Source organism: Bovifimicola ammoniilytica, assembly GCF_025567085.1.
Classification (GTDB): domain Bacteria; phylum Bacillota; class Clostridia; order Lachnospirales; family Lachnospiraceae; genus Bovifimicola; species Bovifimicola ammoniilytica.
The window spans coordinates 186,267-212,933 of sequence record NZ_JAOQJN010000001.1 but is presented as its reverse complement, the minus strand read 5'-3'; the positions used below and the strand labels follow the sequence as shown (position 1 = coordinate 212,933).

The window sequence follows — 26,667 nt, the reverse complement described above, 5'->3', positions numbered from 1 at the left end:
TAGATATGGAGGAAATAATGAAAGTAATAATTGCTGGAGACGGAAAAGTCGGTGCCGCTATCGTGCGACAACTCTCCTCTGAAGGCTATGATTTAACACTTATTGATTCTAAACAGGAGGTCTTAGACAGTACGCTTGACCAGTATGATATTATGACGGTAACTGGTAACTGTGCAACTATGAATGTACTTGAAGAAGCTGGCATTTCCGATGCCAAGTTACTTATCGCTGCTACAAGTGCCGATGAAATTAATCTGTTATGCTGCTTAACTGCTCATACTCTTAATCCACATATTCATACGATTGCACGTATTCGTAACCCTGAATATTCTGAACAGATTTTCAAGATGAGTGATGCATTTGCACTTTCACTTGTGGTTAATCCTGAGAAACAGGCTGCCCATCAGATAGAACGACTTCTTAAGCTTCCGGGTTTTTTGAAAAGAGAGTCATTTGCAAAGGACAGAGTCGAAATCGTCGAATTAAGAATTAATGGTAAAAGTCGTTTAAATGGTGTGGCATTATCAAATCTTGATTCCATTATTAAGTGTAAGGTTTTAGTATGTGCCGTTCTTAGAAAAGGTCAGGCAATTATGCCTGATGGTAATTTTGTATTTCAGGAAGATGACCGAGTGTTTGTTACTGCCCCTACTAATGAACTTGCAGTTTTATTAAAAAATCTTGATATCATTACACATAAGGTCAATCACGTAATGATTGCTGGTGGTGGTCGTGCCGGCTACTATCTTGCAAGCAAATTAATAAGAAGTGGCATTCATGTGCAGATTATTGAGAAAGACCGTGAACGATGTGAAGAATTAGCCGACCTTCTTCCGTCAGCCGATATAATATGCGGTGATGCAAGCAATCACTCAATCTTAGAGAGCGAGGGCATTTCGAATTGTGATGCACTTGTATCAATGACCGGACTTGATGAAATTAATATTATAATATCATTATTTGCAAATGATATCGGTGTTCCTCAGGTTATTACTAAAATCGGACATTTCGAAAATACTGAAATTTTAGACCCTCTTCCAATCGGAAGTGTCATATGCCCTAAAGATTTATGTTGTAATACAATTGTCAGATATGTCCGTGCAATACATAATCAATCCGGTGCTGCGGTATCTGTCCATTCTATAGCAAATGGTCTTGCCGAAGCTGTAGAATTCGTAGCAGATTCTAACACACGTAACTGTGGTATTCCACTAAGAAATCTTCATTTAAAAAAAGGTACTCTTATCGTTTGTATTACTCATAATGGTAAAACAGAAATTCCTAGTGGTGATTCATCATTCGAAGCTGGTGATACGGTAATTATAGTTACTAAAGCTGACCACGTACTTCTTCAACTTAATGATATTTTTGAATAAGGGAGAACGCATATGAATTACAAGAAAATAAATCGATTTCTTTCAGGTATTCTGATATTAGAAGCTGTATTTATGATTCCTGCAATGCTTATCTGTATCTATGATAAAGAAACAAAGGTTGCACTTTCTTTTCTCGCTACAATAGGAATCTCAATAGTATTAGCAGGTATTTTGTATTTATTCAGTCGAAATCCATCTAATGGTTTCCATCAAAGAGAAGGACTTGTATGTGCATCTGCCTGTTGGATTCTCATAAGTCTTGTTGGTTGTCTGCCATTCTTTATATCAAGACAGATACCTTCTTTTATAGATGCTCTATTCGAGATTGTATCAGGTTTTACTACAACAGGTGCCAGTATTCTATCTGATGTTGAATCATTATCGAGAGGGCTTCTGTACTGGAGAAGTTTCAGCCATTGGCTAGGTGGTATGGGGGTTCTTGTACTACTTATGGTGTTCGTCCCTAAAAGTGACCATAATAGCGGATCTACAATGCATTTGTTAAGAGCTGAAAGTCCCGGCCCTAACGTCGGTAAGCTCGTTCCACGCATGAAGAAAACCGCATTAGTTCTCTACGGCATATATATGGCTATGACAATATTGAATTTCCTATTTCTCTTCATAGGAGGTATGCCATTATTTGATTCTGTTTGCACAACATTCGGAACAGCTGGAACTGGAGGTTTTGGAATTAAGAGTGACAGTATGGCAAGTTATAGTCCATATTTGCAAAATGTTACTACAATATTTATGTTGTTATTCGGTATTAACTTTAGCTGCTATTATCTTATTCTTACAAAACACTTATTAAGTGTCTGGAGAGATGAAGAATTGCGTGCATACCTTAGTGTATTCGTGGTATCTACTGCATTAATTACACTTAATATCTATCACATTTACTCAAGCGTAACTACAGGCCTCCGGCATGCAGCATTTCAAGTCTCAACAGTTATGACAACAACTGGTTTTGCCACAACAGACTTTGATAAATGGCCTGTTTTTTCTAAGCAATTACTGCTATGCCTTATGTTTGTCGGAGCGAGCGCAGGAAGTACCGCAGGAGGACTTAAATTTCAACGATTATTATTACTTCTTAAGAATTTGAGACGACATATACACCGTACTTTATATCCTAATAAAGTTCAGGTGGTCCGAATGAATGGACAGAAAGTAAGTGAAAAGATTCTTGATGGAACTGACCTTTATCTTATTGCTTATTCATTAATTCTGATTTTCAGCTTTATGCTTATATCGATTGATAATTTTTCGATTACAACGAACTTTTCAGCAGTTGTTGCCTGCTTTAATAACGTAGGTCCCGGACTTGATGCCGTCGGTCCAACCTGTAACTTCGGCGGTTTCAGCATATTCTCTAAATTAGTTCTGATTTTTGATATGCTTGCAGGCCGACTTGAGATTTTACCACTTCTTGGTACGTTAAGTATAAGCACCTGGAAACGCAGATAAATATCTTTTATGACAGATAATTGCATCTTCAATATGCAATTATCTGTCATAATTCTATAATACCATTAATAAAGTTCCTATACCAATAAGTACACAACCAACTATTGATTTAGGTGTTACTTTCTCATGCAGGAATACGAACGCCATAATAAGTGTTATAACAACACTAAGCTTATCAATCGGAACAACCTTTGATGCATTACCCATCTGAAGTGCCCTATAATAGCATAACCATGATGCTCCTGTTGCCAGTCCCGATAGTATCAGGAATAACCAGCTCTTTTTACTTATTTCCATAATTCCTGCCTGGGTATTTGTTATAAATACCATTCCCCAGGCCATTGCAAGTACAACCAATGTTCTTATTGCGGTCGCAAGATTTGAATTAACTCCATTGATACCGATTTTTGCAAGAATCGATGTCAATGCTGCAAATACTGAATTAGCAATTGTAAATATTTCTATGCTATGCTAGAATTATGGTAATTAAGTTGTATAATGCGATGGACATATGCTTAGAGTTGTATATCCGGCATTACGATATTTTATATTTACAGGAGTGTGTGGAAATGGGACTATTTAAAAATTTATTTTCTAAAACAGCAAATAAACCGGCTAATGAAGTAATAGATAATGTAAAAAGTTATGCAAATGACAATACTGCTGCTTCAAGTTCAGCTAAACATGGCAAAAATCTAAGTGTAAATGAACGAATCGAAAAGGTTGTTCATGAATGTTATCCCGATTATGAACTTAAGAAGAATGTTTCTTCTAATATATTTAATACTGAAAAATTTGCAGCAAAATACACATATACTTTAAGCAGATTTGATGCTGTACGTTTAACAATTATGGTATTATCAGATAAGAATGCTTATAGACGTTCAGATGTTGTAGCTGCACATAATGCAAGTGAGAATGCTGGAGTTCATTGCATTAATATAATGACTTATCTTCCTAGTACAGAGGAATATATTAAGCAAAGAATTGCTGATAACATAAAGTAATTATTTGACATTTCCAAAATCTGCTTTATAATATGTGTAAAAGAAAGAGAAATGTAATTCATATTACACCCATGGCGGGCGAAGCATATACCCTAGATGATTTTGTGGGTAATCAGTATATGTTCAGTCTGGTGATATAAGCACAGCTTTATATCTTCAAAGTTTTTTCTCTTTCTTTTTTTATACTCTTTTTTCATCATATACTACCCTGGAGGCTATATATAATATGAATACCTATGTCAGTATTACAGATTGCTTTAACCATACAGAATTTAATAATTTTCTTGAATCTAAAATGATGAATTCTTATTTTGATAAAAGTGAGATTGCTTCTATTAAGAATTACATAGATAATTCCACATATGAGGCTATGAAAATGAAACTTTTAGATGGAACTTTTCCAGGTGAACCTGCTACGAAGTTAATCATTAATAAGGCTGGATCATCTAAAAAGAGAGTTGTCTACTCCTATAGTTCTGATATAAATATCACTCTTAAATTTATTGCTTATAAACTCCATTATTTTGATTATTTATTCGCAGATAACTGTTACTCATTCAGGCATAATTATGGTGTTTCAAATGCTATCCGCAAAATAAAGCATAATAAACACATCAAATCTCAGTTCTGTCTTAAAGTAGATATTAAAAATTACTTTAATTCTATGGACATTGATATTTTATTATCAAAACTTGAAGTAATAAAAGCCACCGATTTAGTTCTATATAATTTATTCGAAAATATTTTATCGGAAAACCACATTTATTATAATGGAAAAATTATAACTGAAGCTCATGGTGGAATGGCTGGAATTCCGATATCACCATTCTTCGCTAATATTTATATGGGAGATATTGATACATATTTTTATGAGAATAACATTGAATACTACAGATATTCCGATGATATAATTCTCTTTGCCGATACTTATGAGGAGCTTATATCTCTCAAAACTATACTATATTCTAAGATAAATGATTTAAAATTAGAAATAAATCATGAAAAGGAATACATTACAAAACCTGGTGAAGTCTGGGAATTTCTAGGTTTCTCTTATTGTAATGGCGAAATAGATTTATCAACGAATTCCATTCGTAAAATGAAACAGAAGATTAAAAGGAAATCAGAGGCACTAAGGCGATGGCAGCGTAAGAAAGGATTGCCAGTTGAGAAGGCTGCTATCGGTTTTATTAATACGATAAACAACAAATTGTATGGTAGAAATAATTCTAATGTAAAATCAGATGATTTCTCTGATTTTACCTGGAGCCGTTGGTTTTTTCCCAATATCACGACCACAAAAGGACTTAAAATCATTGATGATTATATGCAGGAATATATCCGCTATACGATAACCGGACGTCATTATAAAGGCAATTACCGTATTAAATATGAGACTCTTAAAAAACTTGGCTATAGAAATCTTGTAAACGAATATTATAAATCGAAATTTTAATTTTTCATCTAAAATTGAGATTAATTTCTTTATTGAAATGAATATGATTTTCCACTCGAAATGAATGCTAGAATGAACGCTCGAACTAAATGCCCGAAATGAATGCCCGAAATGAATGCCCGAAATGAATTTGATTTCTCACTTGAAAATGATTGATTAATACCTGGATTTGTAATAGAATATAAATAGTTATGTATTTTGTCTAAATTATCTTATTATCTAATTATTTTTTTATAAAAATTATACAATACTATTCGTAATTCAGACGTAATACCGATTATATACAGTGGAAAGGAGTCCTACCAATGAATAAAAACGTGAAAAATAAAGTATATGAACTTTCAGAACAGGCAAGAAACAATACGCTTGCAACATTTACACATACTCTTACTGTAGTATTAATGATTTTATTTACCACACTTAAGACATTTAAAGGCGACCAGTCAATTATCTATTGCATAATTGCTTATGTTCTTGGATTAGCACCTATAATCGGTGAATTTATATCCATGCATAAAAATAAGGATACCACGATGGTTAAGCATTTTCTTGCTATCGGATTCGCAATTTTTTACACATTTACAATATTTACATCAACTAATAACCTGACATTTGCATATGTTATTCCTTTGATTTTAGTAATCTCTGTGTATAATGACATCAAATATTCTACACTTATCAATGTTGGTGTAATTATTGAAAATATCATTATTGTTACAGCAGGTGCAACTAATGGTAAATTCGGCTATGCAGGTGTGTATTCAGCTGTTGTCCAGATTACAGTAGTTCTCTTGATTTCATTCTATTCAATACTTACATCCAGGACTTTGAATCTTAATTCTAAGCAGAAGCTTAAAACAATAACTGAAGCACAGGATAAGACGCAAAAACTTCTTGATAATATTTCTGATTTATCAGAAAATACCAAGTCAAATGTCGAAGAGATAAATATACAGCTTGAGAAACTTAATGAGTCAACTAAACAAACTCAGCTTGCAATGAACGAAGTATCCGCCGGCGCAACTGATACTGCTGAAGCAGTACAGACACAGATGCAGCAGACAGAGGCTATTCAGAATAAAGTTGATATGGTCACAGAAGTAACTTCACAGATATCTTCAAATATGCTTCATACTTTACATGCTTTAAACGCCGGAAATGCTAACCTTAACAGTCTCGTAGATAAGATTAATACTTCTGTTGAGAATAGTTCAGATGTAGCCAAACGCCTTGAAACTCTTAATAAATATGTGAATGAAATGCATTCTATTATCGGAATCATCAGTGATATAACATCACAGACAAGCCTTTTATCACTCAATGCAAGTATTGAAGCAGCTCAGGCCGGAGAAGCTGGAAAAGGATTTGCTGTTGTCGCTTCAGAAATTTCTAAAATGGCAACCCAGACAGATGAGGCAACATTACATATAACCGGACTTGTTAAAGATATTTCAGATGCTATTACACAGGTTGTTGAAGTTATATACCAGATGATTGATGGTATTCAGGAAGAAAAACAATCATCTATTAATGCTACTGAAAGTTTCAAATCTATTCAGTCTAACACCGTTGAAATTAAGAATAATATTGGTACACTCGAAAATAGTATTAAAGAATTAAAAGTATCCAACTTAGAAATTATTGATTCGATTCAGACAATCTCTGCTATTTCCGAAGAGGTTTCTGCACATGCGACTGAAACAATGTCATCCGAAGACAATAATACAGAAATTCTTGATACTATATCTGCTAAAATGCAGTCACTTATTGACTTAATGAATAAATAAACTATCAAACTGATTATAAGACTTGAGGATTAGTAAACTATAAAATGCTATTTTTTATTAAAGCAACCATATTGCCCCATATATTATAAAAATAACATTTGTAATTCCTCCTAAATATATATTTTCCTTAATAAATAAATGATGGATAACAGAAGATATTCTTCTATTATCCATCATTATTTACTATATTCTTTATACCCCGTTCTCTTATCTATATTCCCATTTATATTATGAATACATCTTTATTGTTTCAGAGCCTAATTTTCACCCGACTCTGCAATAACCTTTTTCATAACTCGTTTTACAATAACCAATTACAACAAATTTTCTTTGCTTAGGCAAAGTCTCCCGTTATCAAAACAGCTAATATTTTTCCCGCAATGTTACATTCATAAAATTGCTTCATATTATTACCTACCTTGATAGCTTTAGTTTTCGTCTGAAACGATATTTAATAATTCTTCTGGAACGTCTGGTTCACCCCAGAGTAACTGGCTTGCAGTATTCTGGAAAATTTCCTCTGTTAAATCTTCAATCCAATTTGCAACTTTTTCTTTCAATTTCATAATCTTTCTCCTTTCAATTTTGTTATTTTCGCCAGAATTACATCAATAATTTGAATTATTTCGCAGGATAATATCAATATTTTCAGATTATTGCCAACATAGAAACAGATTGTCGACAATATTAAAATGTTAATTAAGGCAATACATTTGAATAAATATAATTTTCTCTTTTTATATTTGCCTCTCTTACTCAGAATTATCGGACAATATAATAAATCTATCAGACATATTATTAATGTCACAACTATCTGAATCTGAATTGTATAATCAATTATCCGACTAATTAAATATACAGACATAAATTCGGCATATGACTGAAGAATACATGTAAGCATGGTCTTTCTGTGGCTACCTCCCATCCACATTCGTAACATAGCTATAATTATAAATGATTTGACAAACATACTTATTAATCCCATAGTCGTAAATGTCATAACCAGAATGAATCCTTTTTCAATGTCATTAATAAGTACATTTATGCCATATGCTACTATATTAGCAGACCTTTCATTATTACATAAATTATTAGCTAATTTTTTTGAAATTTTGTTGTTCAGTATGTCCCACTGGTTTAACCAGCTTAATTTGTTTTTCTTCATATATAATATTTTATATTCTAAATTAACTTTTTCAATACGTTTGGGACAACTTGTAACGAACGACACGTTTCACGTAACGAACGACATTTTTTTCGAAAAGTTTCAGAAAAATGTTGGTTTTTGCCACTTTTTTTGATATAATTTCATTAAAAAATGAGGTGTTTTTATGAATTTTTTATCCCCGTTATTCGAATGTATGATAATAATATTCATTTCGAAGGCATATACCCGAAGAAAACTAAATATAAATAAAATAATTTTTTTATCAATCATAGTATTAATCGATATGGTTACCATCAATTATCTTATTCATGATAAGCTTATCGCCATGACACTATTCGGACAATTAGTCTTTCTGATTATATGTTCATTATTTGAAGACCGGTTATTTAAGAAAATATTACTTTTATTTATATCCACCATAACTAGTCTGATTCTTGAAATTGTGAGTGCAATTATAGTATCCATAATTCATTTAGCCATACAGAATCCTGAAATCTTAGAATTAACAGGCAATCTTGTTACCATAGCATTATCCCTCATCTTAGTTTTTACTCCTGTATACAAGATTTACAACATAATTACTTCAACCAGGTTTTCATATAAAATTGCATTAATTTATTCATATTTCATTGTAATTTCAGTTATAATAATTGCCAAAATGAATATACAATTTCTATATAGACACATTTATGTATATATAATTTTCATAATGTTCTTAATTCTATGTAACCTCTTATTATTATATTATGAGCGTGTTATTTTAGCCAAAGAACATGAACTCCAGAGTTATCTGAAGAACCAGCCTATTTATGAAGAGTTAATTAAAGATATTCGTTCAAGTCAGCATGAATTCTCAAACAGAATTCAGACCTTGCAACTTCTATGTGATTCAACCGATAACCTGGACGATATAAGAGAAAAGCTTCATGATTATACTAACACATATGGTAAACCGTTGCGTAGTTATCCATTGCTTTCCATAAATATGCCATTATTTGCTGCTGCATTATATAGTCTGTCAATTAAGGCAGAAGCTAAAGATATTATAATCAATTTTGATATAATCTCTGAAATATTAGTAAGTCAGGCATCAGAGGTACTGCTGACTGATTTATCATGTATTTTACTTCAAAATGCTATTGATGCGAGCTACCCAAAAGACAATATTTATGTTAATATTAAATCAGATAATAAATATACGGAAATAGAAATACGAAACCCTGTTTTAAAATATTATTCACACGAAGAAACCAATAAATTTTTTACATATGGTTATTCATCAAAAAATACTGCTACTACAGCTTCCCATGGTATGGGCTTATATTATTTAAAAAAGGAAATACTGAAATATAACGACAGCGATCTCTATGTAGATTGCTTAGAGCATGAAGGCAGATATTGGATAATATTTAAAATTAAACTATAGAATTGAGGATTGCAATGCAAAATGTACTTATTGTAGAAGATGATAATTTACAAGCCGGGATGCTTTCAACTACCATAAGTCAGAAATATCCCGACTGGACTATAACTCATACAGACAATCTTGAACAGGCACTTAAAATAATAGATGATTCGGTACATACAATAAATTTCACTTTATTTCTCTTAGATATTCATCTTACTGAGATGGAAAATGATAAAAGTGGATATGCTATTGCGAAACATCTTCGTAGTATTAATGTTTATTTTAAAACACCGATATTATTTTTAACATCTGTTTCAGGTGATGGACATTATGCAATGTCTAATTTTCATTGCTATAATTATATTACTAAGCCCTACGATGCAGACATTATCCTGAACCAGATATCACACATGTTATTAACCGGTTTTCTTGAAACAATGATTACTGTCTGTGATATTGAACGAATCAAGCACCACATTTCCGTTAATGACATTATATTAATCGAAGCATCTGGCCGCCGAAAAACCCTTCAGCTTACTAATTCACGTATTATTACAAGTATGTATACTATAGAAGATTTTATAAGAATGACGGACTCGAGACTGATTCAATGTCATAAGCACTACCTTATTAATCCTTTTTACATTGAAAATACCGACCGATTAAATCGATGCCTGAACATCTGTGGCAATAATATTCCTATTGGAAGAAAATATTGGGACACATTCTTTGAAACTGTCGAATTGATTTAAGTATCAATTCGACTTTTATATTGAACGACTTTTACATTAGACGACTTTTATATTAGACAACTTTTATATCAAGCCCTGAATCAGAATAAATATAATTAATATCGGTAATATGAATTGAAAATATAATTTAAGTTTCTTACAAATCTTAATACCCTTACCTGTATTGGCTTCATCAATATATTTATCAAAGCCCCAGCCCCATTTAGTAACACAGAACATCAGATATACAAGCGAACCTATCGGCAACAGCAAATTACTTACAATGAAGTCCTCGCTGTCTAGCACATCACGACCTCCGATAAGATGAAGATTTTTCCATATATTATATCCTAATACGCATGGCATACTTGCTGCAAGAATAATAATTCCGTTTACGGCAGCGGCTTTATTTCTGCTCCAGCCAAACATATCCATACAGAATGACATAATATTTTCAAATACAGCAATGACTGTCGAGAAACTTGCAAATGTCATAAATAAGAAGAACAAACAGCCCCATACACGACCACCTGCCATATTTACGAATACATTAGGAAGTGTAACAAATATAAGACTTGGACCGGCATCTACTTCTACGCCATAACTAAAGCATGCCGGAAAAATAATAAGTCCTGACATTATTGCCACAAATGTATCAAGTCCACATATTTTAATGCCCTCTCCTGCAAGAGTGAAATCCTTACTCATATAACTTCCGAATATTTCCATTGCTGCCACGCCAAGACTCAATGTAAAAAATGCCTGATTCATGGCCGCAGTAATTATATTCTTCAGTCCTACATTTGATACACTCTTCATATTTGGTACAAGATAAAATTTAACTCCCTCTGCTGCACCTGAAAGTGTAATACTATGTATTGCCAATACAACTATCAAAATGAGTAATGCACTCATCATAAATTTACTTATTTTCTCAAGACCATTCTGTAATCCTCTGCTGCATACGAAGAAACCAAGTACAACTGTAAGTATCATCCAGAATGTCATCTGCTTTGGATCAGAAAGAAGATTACCAAATGCTGCTTTTGTATCCTCTGCACTCATTCCTTTAGTAAAATCTCCTTTAAGAAACTTAAAGAAATATGATACCATCCAGCCCGAAACAGTTGTGTAATACATCATAAGAACGTAACATCCAAGTATAGCAATCCAGCCATGTATATGCCATTTACTACCTTTTTTCTCTAATTCCTTATAGCCTAGTACTGCACTTTTACGGCTTGCACGACCAACTGCAAGTTCCATTGTAAGTACAGGGAGTCCCATTATAATTAGAAATAATAAATATAATAATACAAACAGGCCTCCACCATTTTCACCTGTCACATATGGAAATCTCCATACATTTCCAATTCCTATCGCACAACCGGCACTTACAAGCAGAAAGCCAATCCTCGACTTAAAAGATTCACGTTTCATAATTAACCTACTTTCATCTTATATTTTCTTAGATTTCTCATAATCTTTCAGAGCATTTAATGCCTGTCCACCCATCAGATATAACATTCCGATATTAAATATAGTCATAAGTCCTATTCCGACATCACCTAAGTCCCATACAAATGTATATGTCGCAATTCCACCGATAAATAACATTACTAACGCAATTATTTTATATAACGTCTGCCAAAGCCACCTGTCACCAAACAGATATGCCACATTGCTTCTGGCATAAAACAGAATTCCGATAAATGTCGAGAAGCTGAATAGAAACAATGTAATCGCAATAAATATTACACCGAATTTACCAAGATGATATTGCATTGCCGATTGTAATAAGTCCATTCCTGCCTTACCATCAACAATATGTCTTGGTGCAGTAAGCATAATCATTGCTGTACAACTACATATCACTATCGTATCGATAAATACACCTAGTGCCTGTGTAAATCCTGCTTTGACCGGAAGGTCACATTCTGCTGCCGCTGCCGCACATGGTGCCGAACCAGAACCCGCTTCATTTGAAAACAATCCTCTCTTAACACCATTCATAAGAACTGCACCAAAACCTCCTGCTGCGACCTGTCGGATTCCAAATGCCTCTTCGAAAATTCTTCCAAATACGCCCGGAATACTTCCAATATTTTTTATAATAATAAATAATGTGATTATAAAATAACATACAGCCATAATTGGAACAACTACGTCTAACACCTTGACAGTTGCATTTTTCCTGAGGACAATTATCGCTGCTATCACCACCAACGCAATTGTCGTATATAGCGGTGGTATGTTAAATGCGTTATCAAATGCAGATGCAACAGAGTTACTTATAACCTGGCTGATTCCGCACCAGCAGATAAGTCCGGATATTGCAAATAAAATCGATATAAGCACATATCTTCTCTTCTTTTTGAATTTATTTTCAAAAAAGCTATGGATATAATATGCCGGACCTCCACGATATCCTCCGTACAATGGGTCTTTTTCCTTATACATCTGTGCCAATGTTGCCTCTATAAATGCAGTAGACGAGCCAATAATCGCCGTTACCCACATCCAGAATACTGCGCCTGCGCCACCTGCTGAAATCGCAGCTACAACGCCCACTAGATTTCCCATTCCGACTCTCGTTGCAGTCGATACAATCAAGGTCTGAAATGCCGTTAAACTGTCCTTATGTTTCTTTTTCTCCGTAAGTCCTCTGAGCATATCCGGAAATAATCTTATCGGTAATAACCTTGTTCTTATCGTGAAATAAATTCCCGTTGGAATCAAAATAAGCACAAGTAAAGATATACCAATACTTCCTCCCTGTGGCAGTGGTATCCTCAAAATATCACCCCAAAGAAATGAATAAATCTTCTCAATAATCGTTATTATCATCTTAATAGTAATCCTTCCTCAATACTGTAAACGAATCTTCTTATGCAATTACTCTCTCTAAAAATGTCGCGCAAAAAATAAGATATAAAGTTTATATCAAAACTAAATATCTCATCTCTGCTCATCTTCGTGCATTGTCATATTCTGTCGTTTTTTCTATATGTAGTATAATATACTATAATTGATGTAATGTTGCAATGATTTTAGGGGAAATGAGGCTATAAAATACAACGATAAATATGAGTTACGAAAAGTGAAAAAGCTGTTATTGATTCAATAGCAGCTTTTTATATTATTATACGAAATATTATTATATTACTATAACAGAATCTAATTTTCTATTATTATCTACACCATATGTTACAATTTCACTATCATTATTAAGCTTATATATTCTTATACTATCATTATCTTCTGCAAATTGCTTCAGTTCATCTAATAATTTTCCATAAAGATTTCTCTTTATAGTTCCTTCAAATGCCGATTTTTGAACTCTAAATCCATATTTGTTAAGACATCTCGCCAATTTATTACGTTTTTTATCATTAGCAATATCATAAATAACCAGAACAAGCACTTCATTTTCTGATATTTTCTCATCTATTTTAAAATAATCAATATCTTCCATATATTACGTTCCAATCTTATTACTGTTAAATATTTGATTGATTTTAACCAAACATTTTCTTCATTAAAATTATAATACCATTTCCTATCATTTATAAATCTCATAATTAAAATATAATTCTTTTATTTGTATTTTGGGTTGTTTCAAGCAAATTACCTAATATTTAAATATAAAATACTTAGCTACTACGATATTAGTTTAAGCTCCTTCGGAGTTTCATCATATCTTAACGTTGAATAAAAATATAGCACTTTGTTATCCAGGTCTCAATCTCCTTCGGAGTTTCATCATATCTTAACAAATTATTAATATTCGTAGAAATCTCGTCACAGCGTATGTCTCAATCTCCTTCGGAGTTTCATCATATCTTAACGCTTGTTATGATGAAGATAATGCAGCTTTAAAATGTCTCAATCTCCTTCGGAGTTTCATCATATCTTAACATTGCATAATCGTCATAATCCTCATCTTCAACTGGTCTCAATCTCCTTCGGAGTTTCAGCATATCTTAACAAGCAATAGATGATAGTACAATAGAATTATCGTTTGTCTCAATCTCCTTCGGAGTTTCAGCATATCTTAACACGGTTATTTTATTAAAAGTAGCCGAATACAAGTCTCAATCTCCTTCGGAGTTTCATCATATCTTAACTGTTATAGGAAATCACGACCAGTATGTGTCTGACTCGTCTCAATCTCCTTCGGAGTTTCATCATATCTTAACACATGAAAAATAAATTAAACAAAAAAACTATTAATAATTGTCTCAATCTCCTTCGGAGTTTCATCATATCTTAACGAATTGCTGACAAAGTATTAGATGAACACTTAAAACGTCTCAATCTCCTTCGGAGTTTCATCATATCTTAACCGGGGCGAAAATCGGGGTAAATATCCCTTTCTAAGCCTTTCAAAAACGCACATAAGGTATTTGTACTAACCTGTGGTTGTGTATGAAATTATGGGTTTGGGGTAACAAAAAACACCGTATTTCTACGGTGCGTTCTGTCAGATATATTCTGTTTTATGATAGCAGAAAACTGGAATTCACAGTTCTTCCATCCTTCCCATCTTCAGCGCCATAACAAGAGTTCCGGCTGCCATCACAAAGACACCAATTTCAATCACATAGATGGGAAGAAGCGCCGGACCTGCCACGGCAAAGAAGTCCACGATAAAATGAATCCCATATGCAAGAACCGCTGTAAAAGACGCTGTCCTGCATTTGCCTGCCTTTACCGCCCGGTAAATCAGCAGTGACAACCCGATATGCAGAATGATGGCACTGATTCTTTCGATTCCGCTTACAAAAAAGAGTGGTGCCGGTGTTGTCCATAGGGCCGACAGCTGTGACACGGTCTGGTTTGCAGACTCAGCAGGAAGTGCCGCCAGCGTATTCTGCATGGCTCCGCTGTTGATCATCAGCATGGACACAAGATTGCTGATTCCGGAGAGTCCTCCGAGCAGAATGGCCTCCACACCGCCATGCCCGATTCCATACATCAGTGCATTTGGAAAATCCAGCCATTTCTTCATCCAGAACTTCATGGCAATCAGTCTTCCGGTCTCTTCAAAAACCGCTGCAGCCAAAGCCGCGTACACATAGTAAAGCCATGGCCTGCTCTGTGCGTTCAGTCCGCAGAACTGAATGACAAGAACATGCAGCAGCTGCTCCAACAGCATGGCAAACAGCAGATAGGTTCCTGCTCCGATAAAGAACGAGGAAATCCTTGCCTTAAGCTTCACCCTTCCTGCAATGAACAAAGCAATCGGTACCCCCATCGAGAGGACAACGGAGCAGATAACTCCCGCTATCGCCAGACCTGATATTGTGTTCAATTCCATCTTTATACCTCCCTGATTCTCAAAAAATTCCTTTATTGTATTTGAACTGTCCATACAATATAAAGCCTAATCCGACAATAACTGCTGGAAGAATGATATAATCCATAATTATTTCACTCCAAAACGAAACAATAAAACCTAATACAAGAGATATTCCTATAATCAGCGTTCCTGTGCCGACTGTTTTTCCATACTTTGGTATATCTTCTTCCTTTACTTTTCGCCTGTTATAAGAGTGAATTGTGCTGATATTGCCTTTGATATTTACAATTCCCACAACAGATATGAACACTCCCAAAATCAACATTATAATATTTTCCATAATGACCTCCTAAAAATAGAATAGTTCCTCAAATTTTTTGTCCAATGCAATACAAAGAATTAGAGCCAATTTTGCAGTTGGATTAAACTGTCCTGTTTCAATAGAACTAATGGTATTTCTTGATACCCCTACCATTTCTGCAAGCTGAGCTTGAGAAAGATTTGCTTCTGTGCGAACTTCCTTTAAGTGATTTTTCAGTTGTAATTGTTCTTTCATATTCTCACCTCTAAAAGGTGGCTAACAAATCCAACAAATGCCAAAATGGAAAGCACAAAAAACAGAACGGTCAAGACCAAATCACTCTTTCGCTTCATTTTGATAAAACGAACTAACCATTGTGTTGCAATAATGCTGAAGTATATAACCCACGGACTGTAAATCATAGTATGAGCAAGCACAGAAGATAACAGCGAAAGCAAACAACACACTAAAGCACCAACTCTGCTTGCGTGACTTCCGGATTGATATACCACTTCCATTTCAGCCAAGTCCTTATTGCGATGTTCTTTTCTGCTTGCATTTAAGATTTCGTCCTTTTTCATAAAAACACCTCCATACCAAGTTTTCTTTGCATATTTTATATTATACACATACCAAGTTTTCTTGTCAACAGAGTTCGTAAAAAAGTTACAACCGATATAATAGGTAACTTTTCTACCACTTCGACTATACTCACAACTTAATGACTTCTTGAATACTTGCCGAAAAAGAAAAACTGCCATCGGTTTGACAGCAGTTCTTCTTCGGTTGGTGCTCCGTTAGGAATACACAATATCATTCAATACAATCTCATCAACACAGGAGCGAATGTTATTCATCAATCCTATCCATCTCATCATATCCGTTGCTTTCAGTTCTTCCGTTACACGCTGCTTCTTTGCCATTTCCTTTATCAGATATTCCGCCATATCACGAGCCGAAGTATCAATTTCGGCAAGGTGTTCATATAACTTTCCGCTTGTCAGCAGATTAAAATATAGCACACGCTTATGTTCCCTCAAATATCGTTGCCGCAATCGACCATATTTTGAAAGGGGAGGACTTTTCTCTACTGTCAGGCAGGGATAATAGTAATCTCCGATGAGTTCGTATCGGATACCTGTTCTTTCGTCTGTAATAAATCTTTGCATAGTTCTTTCTCCTTTTGCTTCTTGTAGTAAAACTCCAAGGTTTTCTTATTGTTATTTACCTTTTTACATTCCTCGGAACAGAATTTCTGCTGACTGTGTGTAGGCCAGTAAGTACTGCCACACACAGCACATACACGCTGACGATAATAATGACTTCCTTTTTCCGCTTCTCTATCGGCTTTTGTCTTATCCTGCCTTGCCTGATAGCAGCAATCCTCTGAACAGAAAATCTGTCGGTTGCTTGTAGGGGGAAACTCTTTCCCACAATGAGGACATACCTTTGTTTTGACGATTTCGCCACCGTTTTCAGCAAGTTTTTTTGCCTTTCGCTTCTCTCGGTAGGCTTTTTCACGCTTACGCTGTTTTGCCAATCGTTCCATTTCTTCCTGTTCTTCCTGCTCTTTTATCTCGGCAAGTTCTTCCTCGGTGTAGGCAATATCGACCTGCCCGACATAATTGAAATAAATATCAACCTTTTGCGTTCTTGCTTTTCCCACACCCTCGGCTTCATACACCACAATCTTGTCAATGAGTTCGGTAAACATCAAATCAGAAACTTCCGTAGGATTTTTGTACTTGCGTATCAGCGATATAAAATGCTGAATATCCATAGTGCTGTCTTTTTCTTCAGAAAGTTCCTTTTTCATCATTTCCATTTTCGCTTCCAATTCAGCCTGTTCATCGTCATACTGCTTCATCAGTTGCTTGTATTGTCTTTCGGGTAGCAATCCCGATATAAGATTTTCATACAAGCCACGAATGAGCGTAGAGAGTTCGTCATAGCGTTTCTGACAGCGTTTCAACTCCGATTGATTGTGCTTCGGCTTTTCCTCTTGCTTATCTTTCCAAAGGGATTGCAGTTCCAAAGCAAAGGCTTTTTCATCATTCAGAACAAATCTTGAAAAGCGTTTGACTGCCGATAATATCAAGGCTTCAACATTATCAGCACTTATTGAATGAGCAGTACAGGAATTTACCCTGCTCGCATAACCACCGCAACGGTACGAATACTGCAAGGAGCGGTCTTTTTTGCTGTAATGTGTCTGCAAGGTCAATCTTCTGCCACAGTCGGCACAGTACAGATAACCGCTTAATCGGTTGGTATGTGTACCTCTTGCCGCAGCTCTGTTCACTCGTTTCTTTCGCTTCTGAACGCTGTCCCAAAGTTCCTGCGATATGATAGGCTCGTGGGTGTTATAAAACACATACTGCTCATCTTCATCGGTAGTCTTTCTCTTATGCAATTTAAAATTGGTGCTGACCGACTTTCTCAAAACAGTATGTCCAAGATATTCCTGCCTGCTTAAAATCGTTCTAATGGCAGATATGCCCCAAATATAAGGGTCTGCAAACTTAATCCCGTTGTACTGTTCTGGGTGATATTCCTTTGCATATGCGGCAGGAATTAAAACCTTTTCTTCGGTCAGTATTTCCGCTATGGCTCGTGGACTTTTGCCCTCATTGGCAAGCAGAAAGATACGCTTTACCACCTCAGAAGCCACAGGGTCAACAACAAGCGTCTGCTTATCGCTCGGCAATCGGTTATATCCATAAGGGATTGAACCGCTACAACGCTTTCCGTCTTTCATTCGGGCATCAAATACAGCCTTGATTTTATTGCTCGTGTCTTTGGCATAAAATTCGTTCATAATATTCAAAAACGGAGCAAAATCATTATCCGAAGCATTGTTGCTGTCAATGCTGTTGTTGATTGCAAGAAAACGGACATCTTTCTGCGGAAACAGAATTTCCGTATAAAATCCGACTTGCAGATAGTTTCGCCCTAATCGGCTCATATCCTTAACAATCAATGTTCCGACATTGCCTGCTTCAACTTCTTTTATCAAAGACTGAAAGCCTGGGCGATTGAAATTTACACCCGAAAAACCATCGTCAGTAAAATGGCGGATATTCTCAAAACCATTCCTACGGGCATAATCTTCGAGGTATTTTTTCTGATTGGTAATGGAATTACTCTCGCCATTCAGGTCATCATCTCTTGATAATCTCTCATAAAGTGCTGTAATCTTTGAAGTCCTTGACATTCTCTTAACCTCCTTCCTTATGTATTTTCAATTTAGGATAGTTAACTTTATCGTCCTATTAAAGCATAGCCCTCCGGTGCAAGCTCAATGGCTGTCTGAGTTTCTCCAAAAGAGGATGCCCAACTGTCAAAATGTCCCAGTCCCAGTTTCTGAAGCGTACCATACTGAAGGTAACGCATATTGGTGTAAAGCTCCGTCATACTGTTTGAAATCGGCGTACCTGTCTTTCCTGTGAAAGCGGAATTTTCTCAAACTGACTATGCCCGATAATAACCGCATCATAGTCTCCCGTGGCGATTCTGGAACAAAATTTCTTACGGTTGGCAGGCTCAAAGTCTTTCTTTGTTGCAGCAAGGATATTTGCTCCGGGATATAACCGTAAAAAATCACTTGCCCACTGCTCCGTCAAATGGTTCGGAACCACAAATAAGCTCTTTTGACATAATCCCAGACGTTTGCTCTCCATTGCTGCCGCTGTCATTTCAAAAGTCTTTCCGGCTCCCACACAATGGGCAAGCAGCGTATTATCTCCATAAAGTACATGAGCCACCGCATTTTTCTGGTGATGCTTTAACTCAATATCCGGTGTCATGCCGGGGAATTTCAGATGTGAACCGTCATATTCCCTTGGTCTTGTGGAATTGAAAAGCTGATTATATTTTGCCACAAGTACCTGTCTGCGTTCCGGATCACGGAACACCCAGTCCTTAAATGCTTCCCTTATGGTTTCCTGCTTCTGTGATGCAATGGTGGTTTCCTTTTTATTCAGGACTCTCTTTTCCTTGCCGTCCTCCTCTATGGTATCGTAAACACGGCTGTCCTTTAAGTTCAGGGAATCCTCCAGAATGGTATAGGCATTTCTCCGGCTTGTACCGTAGGTCATATTTACAAGGGAATTACTGTAGTCCGCATTTTTTCCCTTTATGTTCCACTGTCCTGTCACATTGGAATACTGTACTCCTACGACATTCCTGTCTAATAAACGCTTCGGCGTTCCAAAAGTCTCCCTCATAAAATCCTCAATATACTTCGGATCAATCCATGTTGCACCGATACGTACCTCAATCTCGCTGGCATCCAGCTCCTTCGGCTGTACCTGTGTGAGTGCCTGCACATTCACAGCGTATTCCGGGCGACTCTCTGCATAAACCTTTGCTGTTTCCAGCTTGTCACGGACATTTCCACTTAGATACTCATCTGCTGTTTCCCATTGATCCGTCAATGGATTCTGGAATATAATACCTGTCAGCTCCTCCTTGACCGTATCCACATCTTTTCCAGTCAGCTCTGCCATATAATCGAGGTCAACTCTTGCTTTTTCCGATAAGAACACTGCCAATGCTTCACTTGCCGTATCCACACTTGTGACAACCTCTGCCTTTTTAATGGTACGCTTCGTGAACATATCCGCTTTGCCTTTGAAATTGCCTTCATCGTCCAATTTTTCAAGAGAACATAACAGACAATAGCTGCTGTCCTGATTAAATGCTCTTTTGTTTGTCTGCGAGTTAATCAGACCGTGTTTCTTGGAAAAAGCTTCATATAAACTGTTTAACTCCGCCTGCTTTTCCTTGATTACTGTATCCGGATATTCCTCTAATTGCAGATTGATAAGCTCCTGCGTACAGTTTCGGATACCCACCATGCCCTTGATACGTTCCTGCATGGAAGCTGACATATCCACAGGCTTCATAATGGAATTTTCACGGTAATACACCTTGTCGTCCACAAGAGTATAGCTGTAATTCTTGACATCCGGGTCCGCCGGAATGGTGGCATCCGCAAGCTCATCTGCCAGCTCATCCAGCTCCACCGCTTCTATCTCTCCGTCAATATGGCTGACCGCTTCCTGTAGCTGCTGTGCAAATGGTCTTGTGGTATCGGGCATACAGGTACTTTCCATACCATACGGTCCGCTGACCATTTCCATTTTTCCCACAATCATCTCTGGGTGTTCGGCAAAATAGCTATTCATGGCAATGCCGTTCTCATCCTCTGACAGATGCACCCAGTCCGGCTCCAAATCCATCACACGGTCACGCTTCTTTAAGAACAAAATATCAGAAATGACCTCTTTTACCTTGTTCCTCTTTATGATCTTCGTAATACTGCTTTTTTCGTTGCTTTACTTTATCGCTATTCTCCTCAGCGTACTTCTTTTGGTATGCTTTGATTTCCTCCTTATGTTTTAAATAATACTCATGCTTTTTTGCAGCAAGACTTTCTCTATTTTCCTCTCGCCACTTCCTATACACTCATCATAGACCAATTCGAACTGCTGATCATTTTTAACCAGACAATCCTCTTCCGTAAAGGCACATTTTCCTGTCGGATACATCTGCGCATACTGTTCCATGTTATACCGTGCAGGAACATAAGTAGGATCTAATGCATAAGCAGCACGAAAATGCTTCATGGCAAATACATGATTGGATTCCTTCTCCAATAAAATCCACATCAAATTATGCGGAATTGCACAATGAAGATTTTCTGCCATAGCTGTTTCTATTTCTTTCTGACATTTTTCAAATTTTCTTTGTATCATCAACTGCCTGCATCTTTCTTCCAATGTATGACTCATTTCGCATTCCTCCTTTGCTTTACCTGTATTATAATTTTTTCCTTGTCAGAATAGTGTGGGAATTGCCTTATGCCATGTGAGAATTCTGTGAGAATGGTAACCATGCGTAAAAATGATGTGAAAAAAGCAGATAACCTTAAAACATATTAGCTTAAGGTTATCTGCTTTTTTTTGATTAAAAGAATTTTTTATTTTTAAAATATATGATTTCTGCTATTACAATGATGAGTGATATCATTATCACAGCGAAATATCCATACCACCATTGCAGCTCCGGCATGTATACAAAATTCATTCCATACCAGCCTGTAATCAATGTAAGTGGAAGAAAAATAGTTGTGACAATGGTAATTACAGCCATAATTTTATTTTGACGTGCATCCTGCATTGATTGATACAGTTCACGTATCTGGAGCACATTTTCACGAAGAAGATGTACATGATTTTGCAATTGTTCCACACGGTGCATAAATCTATCCCAACCTTGTGTATCCTGTTCAGATTGATAAAAATCACAGGTACTAAACAATTCTGCAATGTCTATCAACTGTTCATAATAAATATTAAACTCAGAAAGTTTTTGCCTATGCTTTGTCAGTGATGTAAAAAAATTATTATTCCCTCCTGCTCCCCCACTTATTTTCTCTTCCAGTTTGTCTAGCTCAGACTCCATATGAGAAAAATACAATGTATCCTTTTCTATCATATGCTCCATAATCCGTAACAGCAACTGTTTCGGTGTATCAACTTCCTGAAACATCTTCGTCTGCTTTTCTATCCATGCCTTCATTTTTCCTTCATCTTCGACAAAAAACACTTTCCTGCCTGTCAAATAGAATCCAAATGAAAGCTGTGCTTTTTTCTGTTCATTCTTTTGTGGAAGCCGAATTGTACCGAGAATGCACTCTTTAAACAGCTCTGCCTTACAGTATCGAATAGAACCAAGACTGTGCAGCATCTCCTTTTGATAAGCAAATTCCTCTTTTCTTTCCCGAAACTCTGCTGTGCTCATAACAGCAAATAAACATGAATTATCTGTATATTGCATAAAAATCCCTGCCTTCTCTTTATTTGTCTCTTTCCCTCATGCGGTAACCAATACCGATTTCTGTCAGTATATACTCCGGTTTTGCAGGATTATTCTCAATCTTTCTTCTGGTTGATGCCATATAATAAGTATGCACATTCACACTATACTTGTCCTTCACATATTCCTTAATCTTTGAATAAGTAGCCTTTTCTTGTGGTGTATAATTACTCTCTTCATCAGGCTCCATTGTAACCTCAATCTTAGGTGTATCTTTTTTGAGGGAAAGCAAGACAACCGTCTCATTCTGTGTATCATTGTCCAAACTTAGTATAAACTTTTTTTCTATAATCGGCAACTTAAATTCTATGGATTTCAGCCACTGACCATTATGTTATACTGATTGTATAAGAAATTCAAGCATAATTATGTACACATCCAAAGATGGCTTTGTTTATTATATGTGATGGCACTTTTGCCCCCATTTTATCATTTTGGTGGTGCTTTTCGCCCCCAAATAGTGAAAGTGGGGGCACTTTCTGCCCCCACTCAGGAAATATTGCTAAAATACAGTTTAGATTTACCATACATACAAATCTGCAAGTTATCTATTTCTCCTCTTCGTTAAGACCTAGTTCATTACATATTACTTGCTATCCCTGATACCTTATTCTTTCTACCAGCGTTTCCTTTTTCAGATTACTGCTTAAAACGCAGGAAAGTACAATCTGCAACAGACCGACCAAAAAAATCATAATAAAAATTGGTACGATTGGAACATGATAGATATTCATTCCAAATATTCCATTATGTTTTGCATAGGAAAAAAGTGCATAGCCGAGCGGCAGACCAATGATCAAAGCTACGCATATGGTACCAACCGTAAACATCATTCCCTGTAACTGCAGACATAAATTTAATTGTTTATTTGTCATACCCACAGCCTGTAATACACCATATTCCTGCTTTTTTGTCGTAATATTCATGATTATGGTGTTTGCCATATTCATAAAACCGATGAGTCCTACAACCGCCATAAACAGATAACAGCCAAGCTTCATCATGCGGGCTGTGAATTCTGCAGATTGTAACTGTGCATGATAGGTATCCATTTTTATATGCGAAGTATTAGAAATCAAAGTATTCAGACTCTGTTCCACAGATGCCATATCTTTTTTATCACAGTCCACCCACAGATATCCATAGGCTGTTCCCCTCGGATTCATGGAACGGTATACACCTTCCGGAATGACAAGATAAGTGTCCGCGCTTACAAAGGATCCTGCAATCTTTCCCTGATAGGTATAGGTTTCACTTCCATTCTCAAAGTCAAATGCAATGGATTCACCCGGAGCATATCCATCTTGTTCCATCCACATCGACCAACCAAAGAAAATTTCACCATTCTTTACCGCCTGATCATAGTCCATAGAGCCAATGTCCCCGTCCTGGCGCATAAAATCAAAATCATTTTTACTCACAATATCAGCCGGAAATCTTGTTCCGTTCAGATTTACAGAGACAATCTCTCTCGTCATGACATCTGTCACTCCCGGAATGCTTTTGATTTCTTCAATCAGCGAATCATTCAATGGATTATCCGTCAGAATCGTATCCAGATTATTCTCCGGATATCTTTCATCGTACTCAGCAGAATAGTCAAGCTGCAGTTCAAATTGTCCATGATTAACGGAAAGACGTGCTTCATGCTCCGTATCAATATTTCCTACATAATTAGAGATAATCACAAACAATGCGCAGGAAAGCCCCAGTGTGAGGATGGTACCAATGGTTCTTTTTGGATTACCCGTTATATTTGCCATTGCCATAGAAAACACGGTGACATTTTTTCTGCCATTTCGTTTTCCTTTTTTGTGTGTTTCTGCATTTTCTAAATACCGTGTTGCTTCGATAGGTGAAATCCGTGAAACAATTTTCATTGGTTTGCGCAGTGCCAAAGCAACGGTAAGAAATGATACGAAAATACATAGAAGTATAACAGGCAGGGAAAACAGTGGCACCTGCTGATTTTGGTCTCCCATAGAGCCAGTTTGGGTTGATACAAGGTTTCCCTGTTCTACCAGCCAGTTAAAACCGCATTTTGCAATCAGAAAACCAAGAAGCAATCCAACCGGTATTGAAAAAATTGTCAAAAACATACCCTCTCTGAAGATCAGTTGTTTCATCTGCTTTTTTGTCGCTCCCAGAGCCTTGATTTTTCCATACTCCTGTATCTTGTTGGCAATACCGACCTGAAAAATATTATAAATGACCACAACAGAGAAAAGTACAATTGCAAGAATCAAAACCCCGCATACCGCAATCGTTTCATAACTCGGCTGCAATACCCATCGCAGATAGAGATCATTGACTATAACGTTTTTTTCTTCAATCCCACAAGCTGCTGCAATCTGCTTTATAACCGGTTCAATATTATTCATAGATACATTTGCAGAATCATTTAAAGTAAAATAAATATTATACTGTCTGTCATTCTCTGCAACGTGCTCATCATAAAACTCCTGTGACCCGAAAGCAACATAAGATGCCTCGATGGTATACTCATCCCGGTCATATAAGATTCCGCTGACAACAAACTCTTCCGGCTTATATTCTGACCGCATCCCTGCACGGTAATCCAGTGTAACCGTATCTCCGACCTTTACATCATCATATCCCATTGCACGAAAAAAAGCTCTTCCGGCGGCAATTTCCTGCATTTTTTTCGGATACTTTCCTTCCTTTAACTCATATTCCTTATTATAGGGAAGCATTTTTCTTGCAGTCTCATCCATGCAGACAAACCCGCCGTTTTCATTGCCTTTTATGATGCCTTCTGTACACATAATTCCTATTGCATCTATTTCTGCACGGCGGCTTACTTCCTTTATCTGCGAGGCATCTGCTGCGACAAACAGACCATAATTGTTTCCATATGAGCCTGCCGCCTGACTTTTCTGCAAACGTATCATTCCATTTCCCACAGTACTGATAATCACAAGCAACATCGTGGTCAGACATATGGACATCATAATCAGTATACTTCTTGTCTTGTTCTTTTTGTCATTGCTATATGCAATCCTGCTTATTGTCTTCATCTGAAATCCACCACCTGTCCGTCCTCAATCACCAGAATACGGTCAGCAACCTGTGCAATTTCGTCATCATGGGTAATCATTACAATTGTCTGTCCATATTTTTTTGCTGTCATCTTAAACAGGGCAATCACCTCATCACTGGTCTTAGAATCAAGATTGCCTGTCGGCTCATCCGCAAATATAATTTCCGGACGATTCACCAGTGCTCTTGCAATCGCTACTCTCTGCTGCTGTCCTCCGGATAACTGATTTGGCAGATTGTAAATCCTCTTTTCAATTCCCAGAGTTGCAATAATATCATTTACATATGCTTCATCCACTTTTCTTCCATCCAGCCCCAGTGGCAGTACAATATTTTCCCAGACATTAATAGATGAAACCAGATTAAATGCCTGAAAAACAAATCCGATTTTTCTTCTGCGGAAAACAGCAAGGGCATCTTCCTTCATCCTGTATAAATCTTTCCCTGCTAAAGTAACACTGCCTTTTGTCGGGGTATCAAGCCCTCCAAGCATATGAAGTAATGTACTTTTACCGGATCCTGACTTTCCAACAATTGCGACAAATTCTCCCTGCTCAATCTGAATGTCCACCTGATTGACCGCTTTGACCTGATTCTCACCTGCGCCATAAAACTTACAAAGCTGTTTGGTTTCTAATATCACACTCATGTGTTGCCTCCTTTTCAATTCTGTAAAGCGTACCTTTTCAGCACGCTTTCTTTGCCTGTTTATATATTTGGTC

At 36.4% G+C, this 26,667-nt stretch carries 25 protein-coding genes, 1 pseudogene and 1 CRISPR repeat array; of the genes and pseudogenes, 7 read left to right on the top strand and 19 right to left on the bottom strand.

Annotated elements, in window-relative coordinates:
• The first annotated feature begins 17 nt into the window (after nucleotides 1–17).
• Both trkA and OCV48_RS00980 read left to right on the top strand, forming a co-directional pair.
• Complete coding sequence (trkA, locus tag OCV48_RS00985; protein ID WP_021981820.1) at nucleotides 18–1,376, top strand: Trk system potassium transporter TrkA; 1,359 nt, start codon at nucleotides 18–20, stop codon at nucleotides 1,374–1,376.
• A 12-nt stretch (nucleotides 1,377–1,388) separates the two neighbouring features.
• Nucleotides 1,389–2,843, top strand: coding sequence for a TrkH family potassium uptake protein (locus tag OCV48_RS00980; protein ID WP_147590869.1), 1,455 nt, complete (start codon nucleotides 1,389–1,391; stop codon nucleotides 2,841–2,843).
• A gap of 54 nt (nucleotides 2,844–2,897) precedes the next feature.
• Here OCV48_RS00980 and OCV48_RS00975 read toward each other — a convergent pair whose 3' ends face one another.
• Nucleotides 2,898–3,308, bottom strand: coding sequence for an EamA family transporter (locus tag OCV48_RS00975; RefSeq protein ID WP_147590868.1), 411 nt, complete (start codon nucleotides 3,306–3,308; stop codon nucleotides 2,898–2,900).
• A 104-nt stretch (nucleotides 3,309–3,412) separates the two neighbouring features.
• On the opposite strand from OCV48_RS00975, the gene OCV48_RS00970 reads away from it, so the two are divergent.
• The 3 genes from OCV48_RS00970 to OCV48_RS00960 all read left to right on the top strand — a co-directional run bounded on the left by OCV48_RS00970 (nucleotide 3,413) and on the right by OCV48_RS00960 (nucleotide 7,093).
• Nucleotides 3,413–3,850: a hypothetical protein gene (locus OCV48_RS00970; RefSeq protein WP_147590867.1), complete on the top strand. Its 438-nt coding sequence runs from the start codon at nucleotides 3,413–3,415 to the stop codon at nucleotides 3,848–3,850.
• A gap of 226 nt (nucleotides 3,851–4,076) precedes the next feature.
• Nucleotides 4,077–5,306, top strand: a complete 1,230-nt coding sequence (locus OCV48_RS00965; RefSeq protein WP_147590866.1) for a reverse transcriptase domain-containing protein — start codon at nucleotides 4,077–4,079, stop codon at nucleotides 5,304–5,306.
• A gap of 305 nt (nucleotides 5,307–5,611) precedes the next feature.
• Nucleotides 5,612–7,093: a methyl-accepting chemotaxis protein gene (locus tag OCV48_RS00960; RefSeq protein ID WP_147590865.1), complete on the top strand. Its 1,482-nt coding sequence runs from the start codon at nucleotides 5,612–5,614 to the stop codon at nucleotides 7,091–7,093.
• Between the two features lie 428 nt (nucleotides 7,094–7,521).
• On the opposite strand, the gene OCV48_RS00955 is transcribed toward OCV48_RS00960, so the two are convergent.
• Together OCV48_RS00955 and OCV48_RS00950 are read right to left on the bottom strand one after the other, a co-directional pair.
• On the bottom strand, nucleotides 7,522–7,659 hold the full coding sequence (locus tag OCV48_RS00955) for a hypothetical protein (RefSeq protein WP_262558525.1): 138 nt from the start codon (nucleotides 7,657–7,659) through the stop codon (nucleotides 7,522–7,524).
• Entirely contained in the window at nucleotides 7,656–8,258 is a 603-nt protein-coding gene (locus tag OCV48_RS00950) for an accessory gene regulator B family protein (protein WP_147590864.1), read from the bottom strand. Before OCV48_RS00950 ends, OCV48_RS00955 begins: the two co-directional genes overlap by 4 nt.
• 166 nt (nucleotides 8,259–8,424) lie before the next feature.
• Between OCV48_RS00950 and OCV48_RS00945 the strand changes: the two genes are divergently transcribed.
• Together OCV48_RS00945 and OCV48_RS00940 are read left to right on the top strand one after the other, a co-directional pair.
• Entirely contained in the window at nucleotides 8,425–9,687 is a 1,263-nt protein-coding gene (locus OCV48_RS00945; protein ID WP_147590863.1) for a hypothetical protein, read from the top strand.
• A gap of 14 nt (nucleotides 9,688–9,701) precedes the next feature.
• The gene (locus OCV48_RS00940; protein WP_147590862.1) at nucleotides 9,702–10,421 is read left to right on the top strand and encodes a LytR/AlgR family response regulator transcription factor; all 720 of its coding nucleotides are present in this window, start codon (nucleotides 9,702–9,704) and stop codon (nucleotides 10,419–10,421) included.
• Nucleotides 10,422–10,484: 63 nt separating this feature from the next.
• Here OCV48_RS00940 and OCV48_RS00935 read toward each other — a convergent pair whose 3' ends face one another.
• The 16 genes and pseudogenes from OCV48_RS00935 to OCV48_RS00865 form a co-directional block, all read right to left on the bottom strand.
• Nucleotides 10,485–11,840 (bottom strand): sodium-dependent transporter, encoded by a 1,356-nt coding sequence (locus OCV48_RS00935; RefSeq protein ID WP_021982628.1) that lies wholly within the window; start codon nucleotides 11,838–11,840, stop codon nucleotides 10,485–10,487.
• 18 nt (nucleotides 11,841–11,858) lie between these two features.
• Nucleotides 11,859–13,247: an alanine/glycine:cation symporter family protein gene (locus tag OCV48_RS00930; protein WP_021982629.1), complete on the bottom strand. Its 1,389-nt coding sequence runs from the start codon at nucleotides 13,245–13,247 to the stop codon at nucleotides 11,859–11,861.
• A gap of 310 nt (nucleotides 13,248–13,557) precedes the next feature.
• Nucleotides 13,558–13,875 (bottom strand): CRISPR-associated endonuclease Cas2, encoded by a 318-nt coding sequence (cas2, locus tag OCV48_RS00925; RefSeq protein WP_147590861.1) that lies wholly within the window; start codon nucleotides 13,873–13,875, stop codon nucleotides 13,558–13,560.
• A gap of 195 nt (nucleotides 13,876–14,070) precedes the next feature.
• Nucleotides 14,071–14,746: a CRISPR direct-repeat array (repeat unit 36 nt; unit sequence GTCTCAATCTCCTTCGGAGTTTCATCATATCTTAAC).
• 176 nt (nucleotides 14,747–14,922) lie between these two features.
• A complete protein-coding gene (locus OCV48_RS00920; protein ID WP_262558520.1) occupies nucleotides 14,923–15,720 on the bottom strand; it encodes a YhfC family intramembrane metalloprotease in 798 nt (265 codons plus the stop codon).
• A gap of 19 nt (nucleotides 15,721–15,739) precedes the next feature.
• Nucleotides 15,740–16,042 (bottom strand): hypothetical protein, encoded by a 303-nt coding sequence (locus OCV48_RS00915; protein WP_147590859.1) that lies wholly within the window; start codon nucleotides 16,040–16,042, stop codon nucleotides 15,740–15,742.
• A gap of 9 nt (nucleotides 16,043–16,051) precedes the next feature.
• Complete coding sequence (locus OCV48_RS00910; RefSeq protein ID WP_003865061.1) at nucleotides 16,052–16,258, bottom strand: helix-turn-helix transcriptional regulator; 207 nt, start codon at nucleotides 16,256–16,258, stop codon at nucleotides 16,052–16,054.
• Nucleotides 16,255–16,584, bottom strand: a complete 330-nt coding sequence (locus OCV48_RS00905) for a DUF6442 family protein (protein ID WP_004563499.1) — start codon at nucleotides 16,582–16,584, stop codon at nucleotides 16,255–16,257. The genes OCV48_RS00910 and OCV48_RS00905 overlap by 4 nt, the downstream gene beginning before the upstream one ends.
• Nucleotides 16,585–16,800: 216 nt before the next feature.
• Nucleotides 16,801–17,172 (bottom strand): TnpV protein, encoded by a 372-nt coding sequence (locus tag OCV48_RS00900; protein ID WP_147590858.1) that lies wholly within the window; start codon nucleotides 17,170–17,172, stop codon nucleotides 16,801–16,803.
• A complete protein-coding gene (locus OCV48_RS00895) occupies nucleotides 17,097–19,217 on the bottom strand; it encodes a recombinase family protein (protein WP_147590857.1) in 2,121 nt (706 codons plus the stop codon). Before OCV48_RS00895 ends, OCV48_RS00900 begins: the two co-directional genes overlap by 76 nt.
• 47 nt (nucleotides 19,218–19,264) lie before the next feature.
• A complete protein-coding gene (locus tag OCV48_RS14120) occupies nucleotides 19,265–19,396 on the bottom strand; it encodes a hypothetical protein (RefSeq protein ID WP_449495035.1) in 132 nt (43 codons plus the stop codon).
• A 35-nt stretch (nucleotides 19,397–19,431) separates the two neighbouring features.
• Nucleotides 19,432–21,309 (bottom strand): annotated as a pseudogene (locus OCV48_RS00890) (DEAD/DEAH box helicase family protein); the annotation flags it as partial.
• Between the two features lie 96 nt (nucleotides 21,310–21,405).
• Entirely contained in the window at nucleotides 21,406–21,798 is a 393-nt protein-coding gene (locus OCV48_RS00885; protein WP_262558518.1) for a hypothetical protein, read from the bottom strand.
• A gap of 175 nt (nucleotides 21,799–21,973) precedes the next feature.
• Nucleotides 21,974–22,846, bottom strand: a complete 873-nt coding sequence (locus tag OCV48_RS00880; protein ID WP_147590856.1) for a magnesium transporter CorA family protein — start codon at nucleotides 22,844–22,846, stop codon at nucleotides 21,974–21,976.
• 19 nt (nucleotides 22,847–22,865) lie between these two features.
• Nucleotides 22,866–23,117, bottom strand: coding sequence for a hypothetical protein (locus tag OCV48_RS13990; RefSeq protein ID WP_394803207.1), 252 nt, complete (start codon nucleotides 23,115–23,117; stop codon nucleotides 22,866–22,868).
• Between the two features lie 361 nt (nucleotides 23,118–23,478).
• Complete coding sequence (locus OCV48_RS00870; protein WP_147590855.1) at nucleotides 23,479–25,923, bottom strand: ABC transporter permease; 2,445 nt, start codon at nucleotides 25,921–25,923, stop codon at nucleotides 23,479–23,481.
• Nucleotides 25,920–26,594 carry an ABC transporter ATP-binding protein gene (locus tag OCV48_RS00865; protein ID WP_147590854.1) on the bottom strand — a complete coding sequence of 225 codons (675 nt, stop codon included), beginning with the start codon at nucleotides 26,592–26,594 and terminating at the stop codon, nucleotides 25,920–25,922. The genes OCV48_RS00870 and OCV48_RS00865 overlap by 4 nt, the downstream gene beginning before the upstream one ends.
• Between the last annotated feature and the right edge of the window lie 73 nt (nucleotides 26,595–26,667).

Bases quoted from the DNA above. Each gene is read 5' to 3' on its own strand.
- trkA (WP_021981820.1), top strand. From the start codon at position 18: ATGAAAGTAATAATTGCTGGAGACGGAAAAGTCGGTGCCGCTATCGTG.
- OCV48_RS00980 (WP_147590869.1), top strand. From the start codon at position 1,389: ATGAATTACAAGAAAATAAATCGATTTCTTTCAGGTATTCTGATATTA.
- OCV48_RS00970 (WP_147590867.1), top strand. From the start codon at position 3,413: ATGGGACTATTTAAAAATTTATTTTCTAAAACAGCAAATAAACCGGCT.
- OCV48_RS00965 (WP_147590866.1), top strand. From the start codon at position 4,077: ATGAATACCTATGTCAGTATTACAGATTGCTTTAACCATACAGAATTT.
- OCV48_RS00960 (WP_147590865.1), top strand. From the start codon at position 5,612: ATGAATAAAAACGTGAAAAATAAAGTATATGAACTTTCAGAACAGGCA.
- OCV48_RS00955 (WP_262558525.1), bottom strand. From the start codon at position 7,659: ATGAAATTGAAAGAAAAAGTTGCAAATTGGATTGAAGATTTAACAGAG.
- OCV48_RS00950 (WP_147590864.1), bottom strand. From the start codon at position 8,258: ATGAAGAAAAACAAATTAAGCTGGTTAAACCAGTGGGACATACTGAAC.
- OCV48_RS00945 (WP_147590863.1), top strand. From the start codon at position 8,425: ATGAATTTTTTATCCCCGTTATTCGAATGTATGATAATAATATTCATT.
- OCV48_RS00940 (WP_147590862.1), top strand. From the start codon at position 9,702: ATGCAAAATGTACTTATTGTAGAAGATGATAATTTACAAGCCGGGATG.
- OCV48_RS00935 (WP_021982628.1), bottom strand. From the start codon at position 11,840: ATGAAACGTGAATCTTTTAAGTCGAGGATTGGCTTTCTGCTTGTAAGT.
- OCV48_RS00930 (WP_021982629.1), bottom strand. From the start codon at position 13,247: ATGATAATAACGATTATTGAGAAGATTTATTCATTTCTTTGGGGTGAT.
- cas2 (WP_147590861.1), bottom strand. From the start codon at position 13,875: ATGGAAGATATTGATTATTTTAAAATAGATGAGAAAATATCAGAAAAT.
- OCV48_RS00920 (WP_262558520.1), bottom strand. From the start codon at position 15,720: ATGGAATTGAACACAATATCAGGTCTGGCGATAGCGGGAGTTATCTGC.
- OCV48_RS00915 (WP_147590859.1), bottom strand. From the start codon at position 16,042: ATGGAAAATATTATAATGTTGATTTTGGGAGTGTTCATATCTGTTGTG.
- OCV48_RS00910 (WP_003865061.1), bottom strand. From the start codon at position 16,258: ATGAAAGAACAATTACAACTGAAAAATCACTTAAAGGAAGTTCGCACA.
- OCV48_RS00905 (WP_004563499.1), bottom strand. From the start codon at position 16,584: ATGAAAAAGGACGAAATCTTAAATGCAAGCAGAAAAGAACATCGCAAT.
- OCV48_RS00900 (WP_147590858.1), bottom strand. From the start codon at position 17,172: ATGCAAAGATTTATTACAGACGAAAGAACAGGTATCCGATACGAACTC.
- OCV48_RS00895 (WP_147590857.1), bottom strand. From the start codon at position 19,217: ATGTCAAGGACTTCAAAGATTACAGCACTTTATGAGAGATTATCAAGA.
- OCV48_RS14120 (WP_449495035.1), bottom strand. From the start codon at position 19,396: ATGCGTTACCTTCAGTATGGTACGCTTCAGAAACTGGGACTGGGACAT.
- OCV48_RS00885 (WP_262558518.1), bottom strand. From the start codon at position 21,798: ATGAGTCATACATTGGAAGAAAGATGCAGGCAGTTGATGATACAAAGA.
- OCV48_RS00880 (WP_147590856.1), bottom strand. From the start codon at position 22,846: ATGCAATATACAGATAATTCATGTTTATTTGCTGTTATGAGCACAGCA.
- OCV48_RS00870 (WP_147590855.1), bottom strand. From the start codon at position 25,923: ATGAAGACAATAAGCAGGATTGCATATAGCAATGACAAAAAGAACAAG.
- OCV48_RS00865 (WP_147590854.1), bottom strand. From the start codon at position 26,594: ATGAGTGTGATATTAGAAACCAAACAGCTTTGTAAGTTTTATGGCGCA.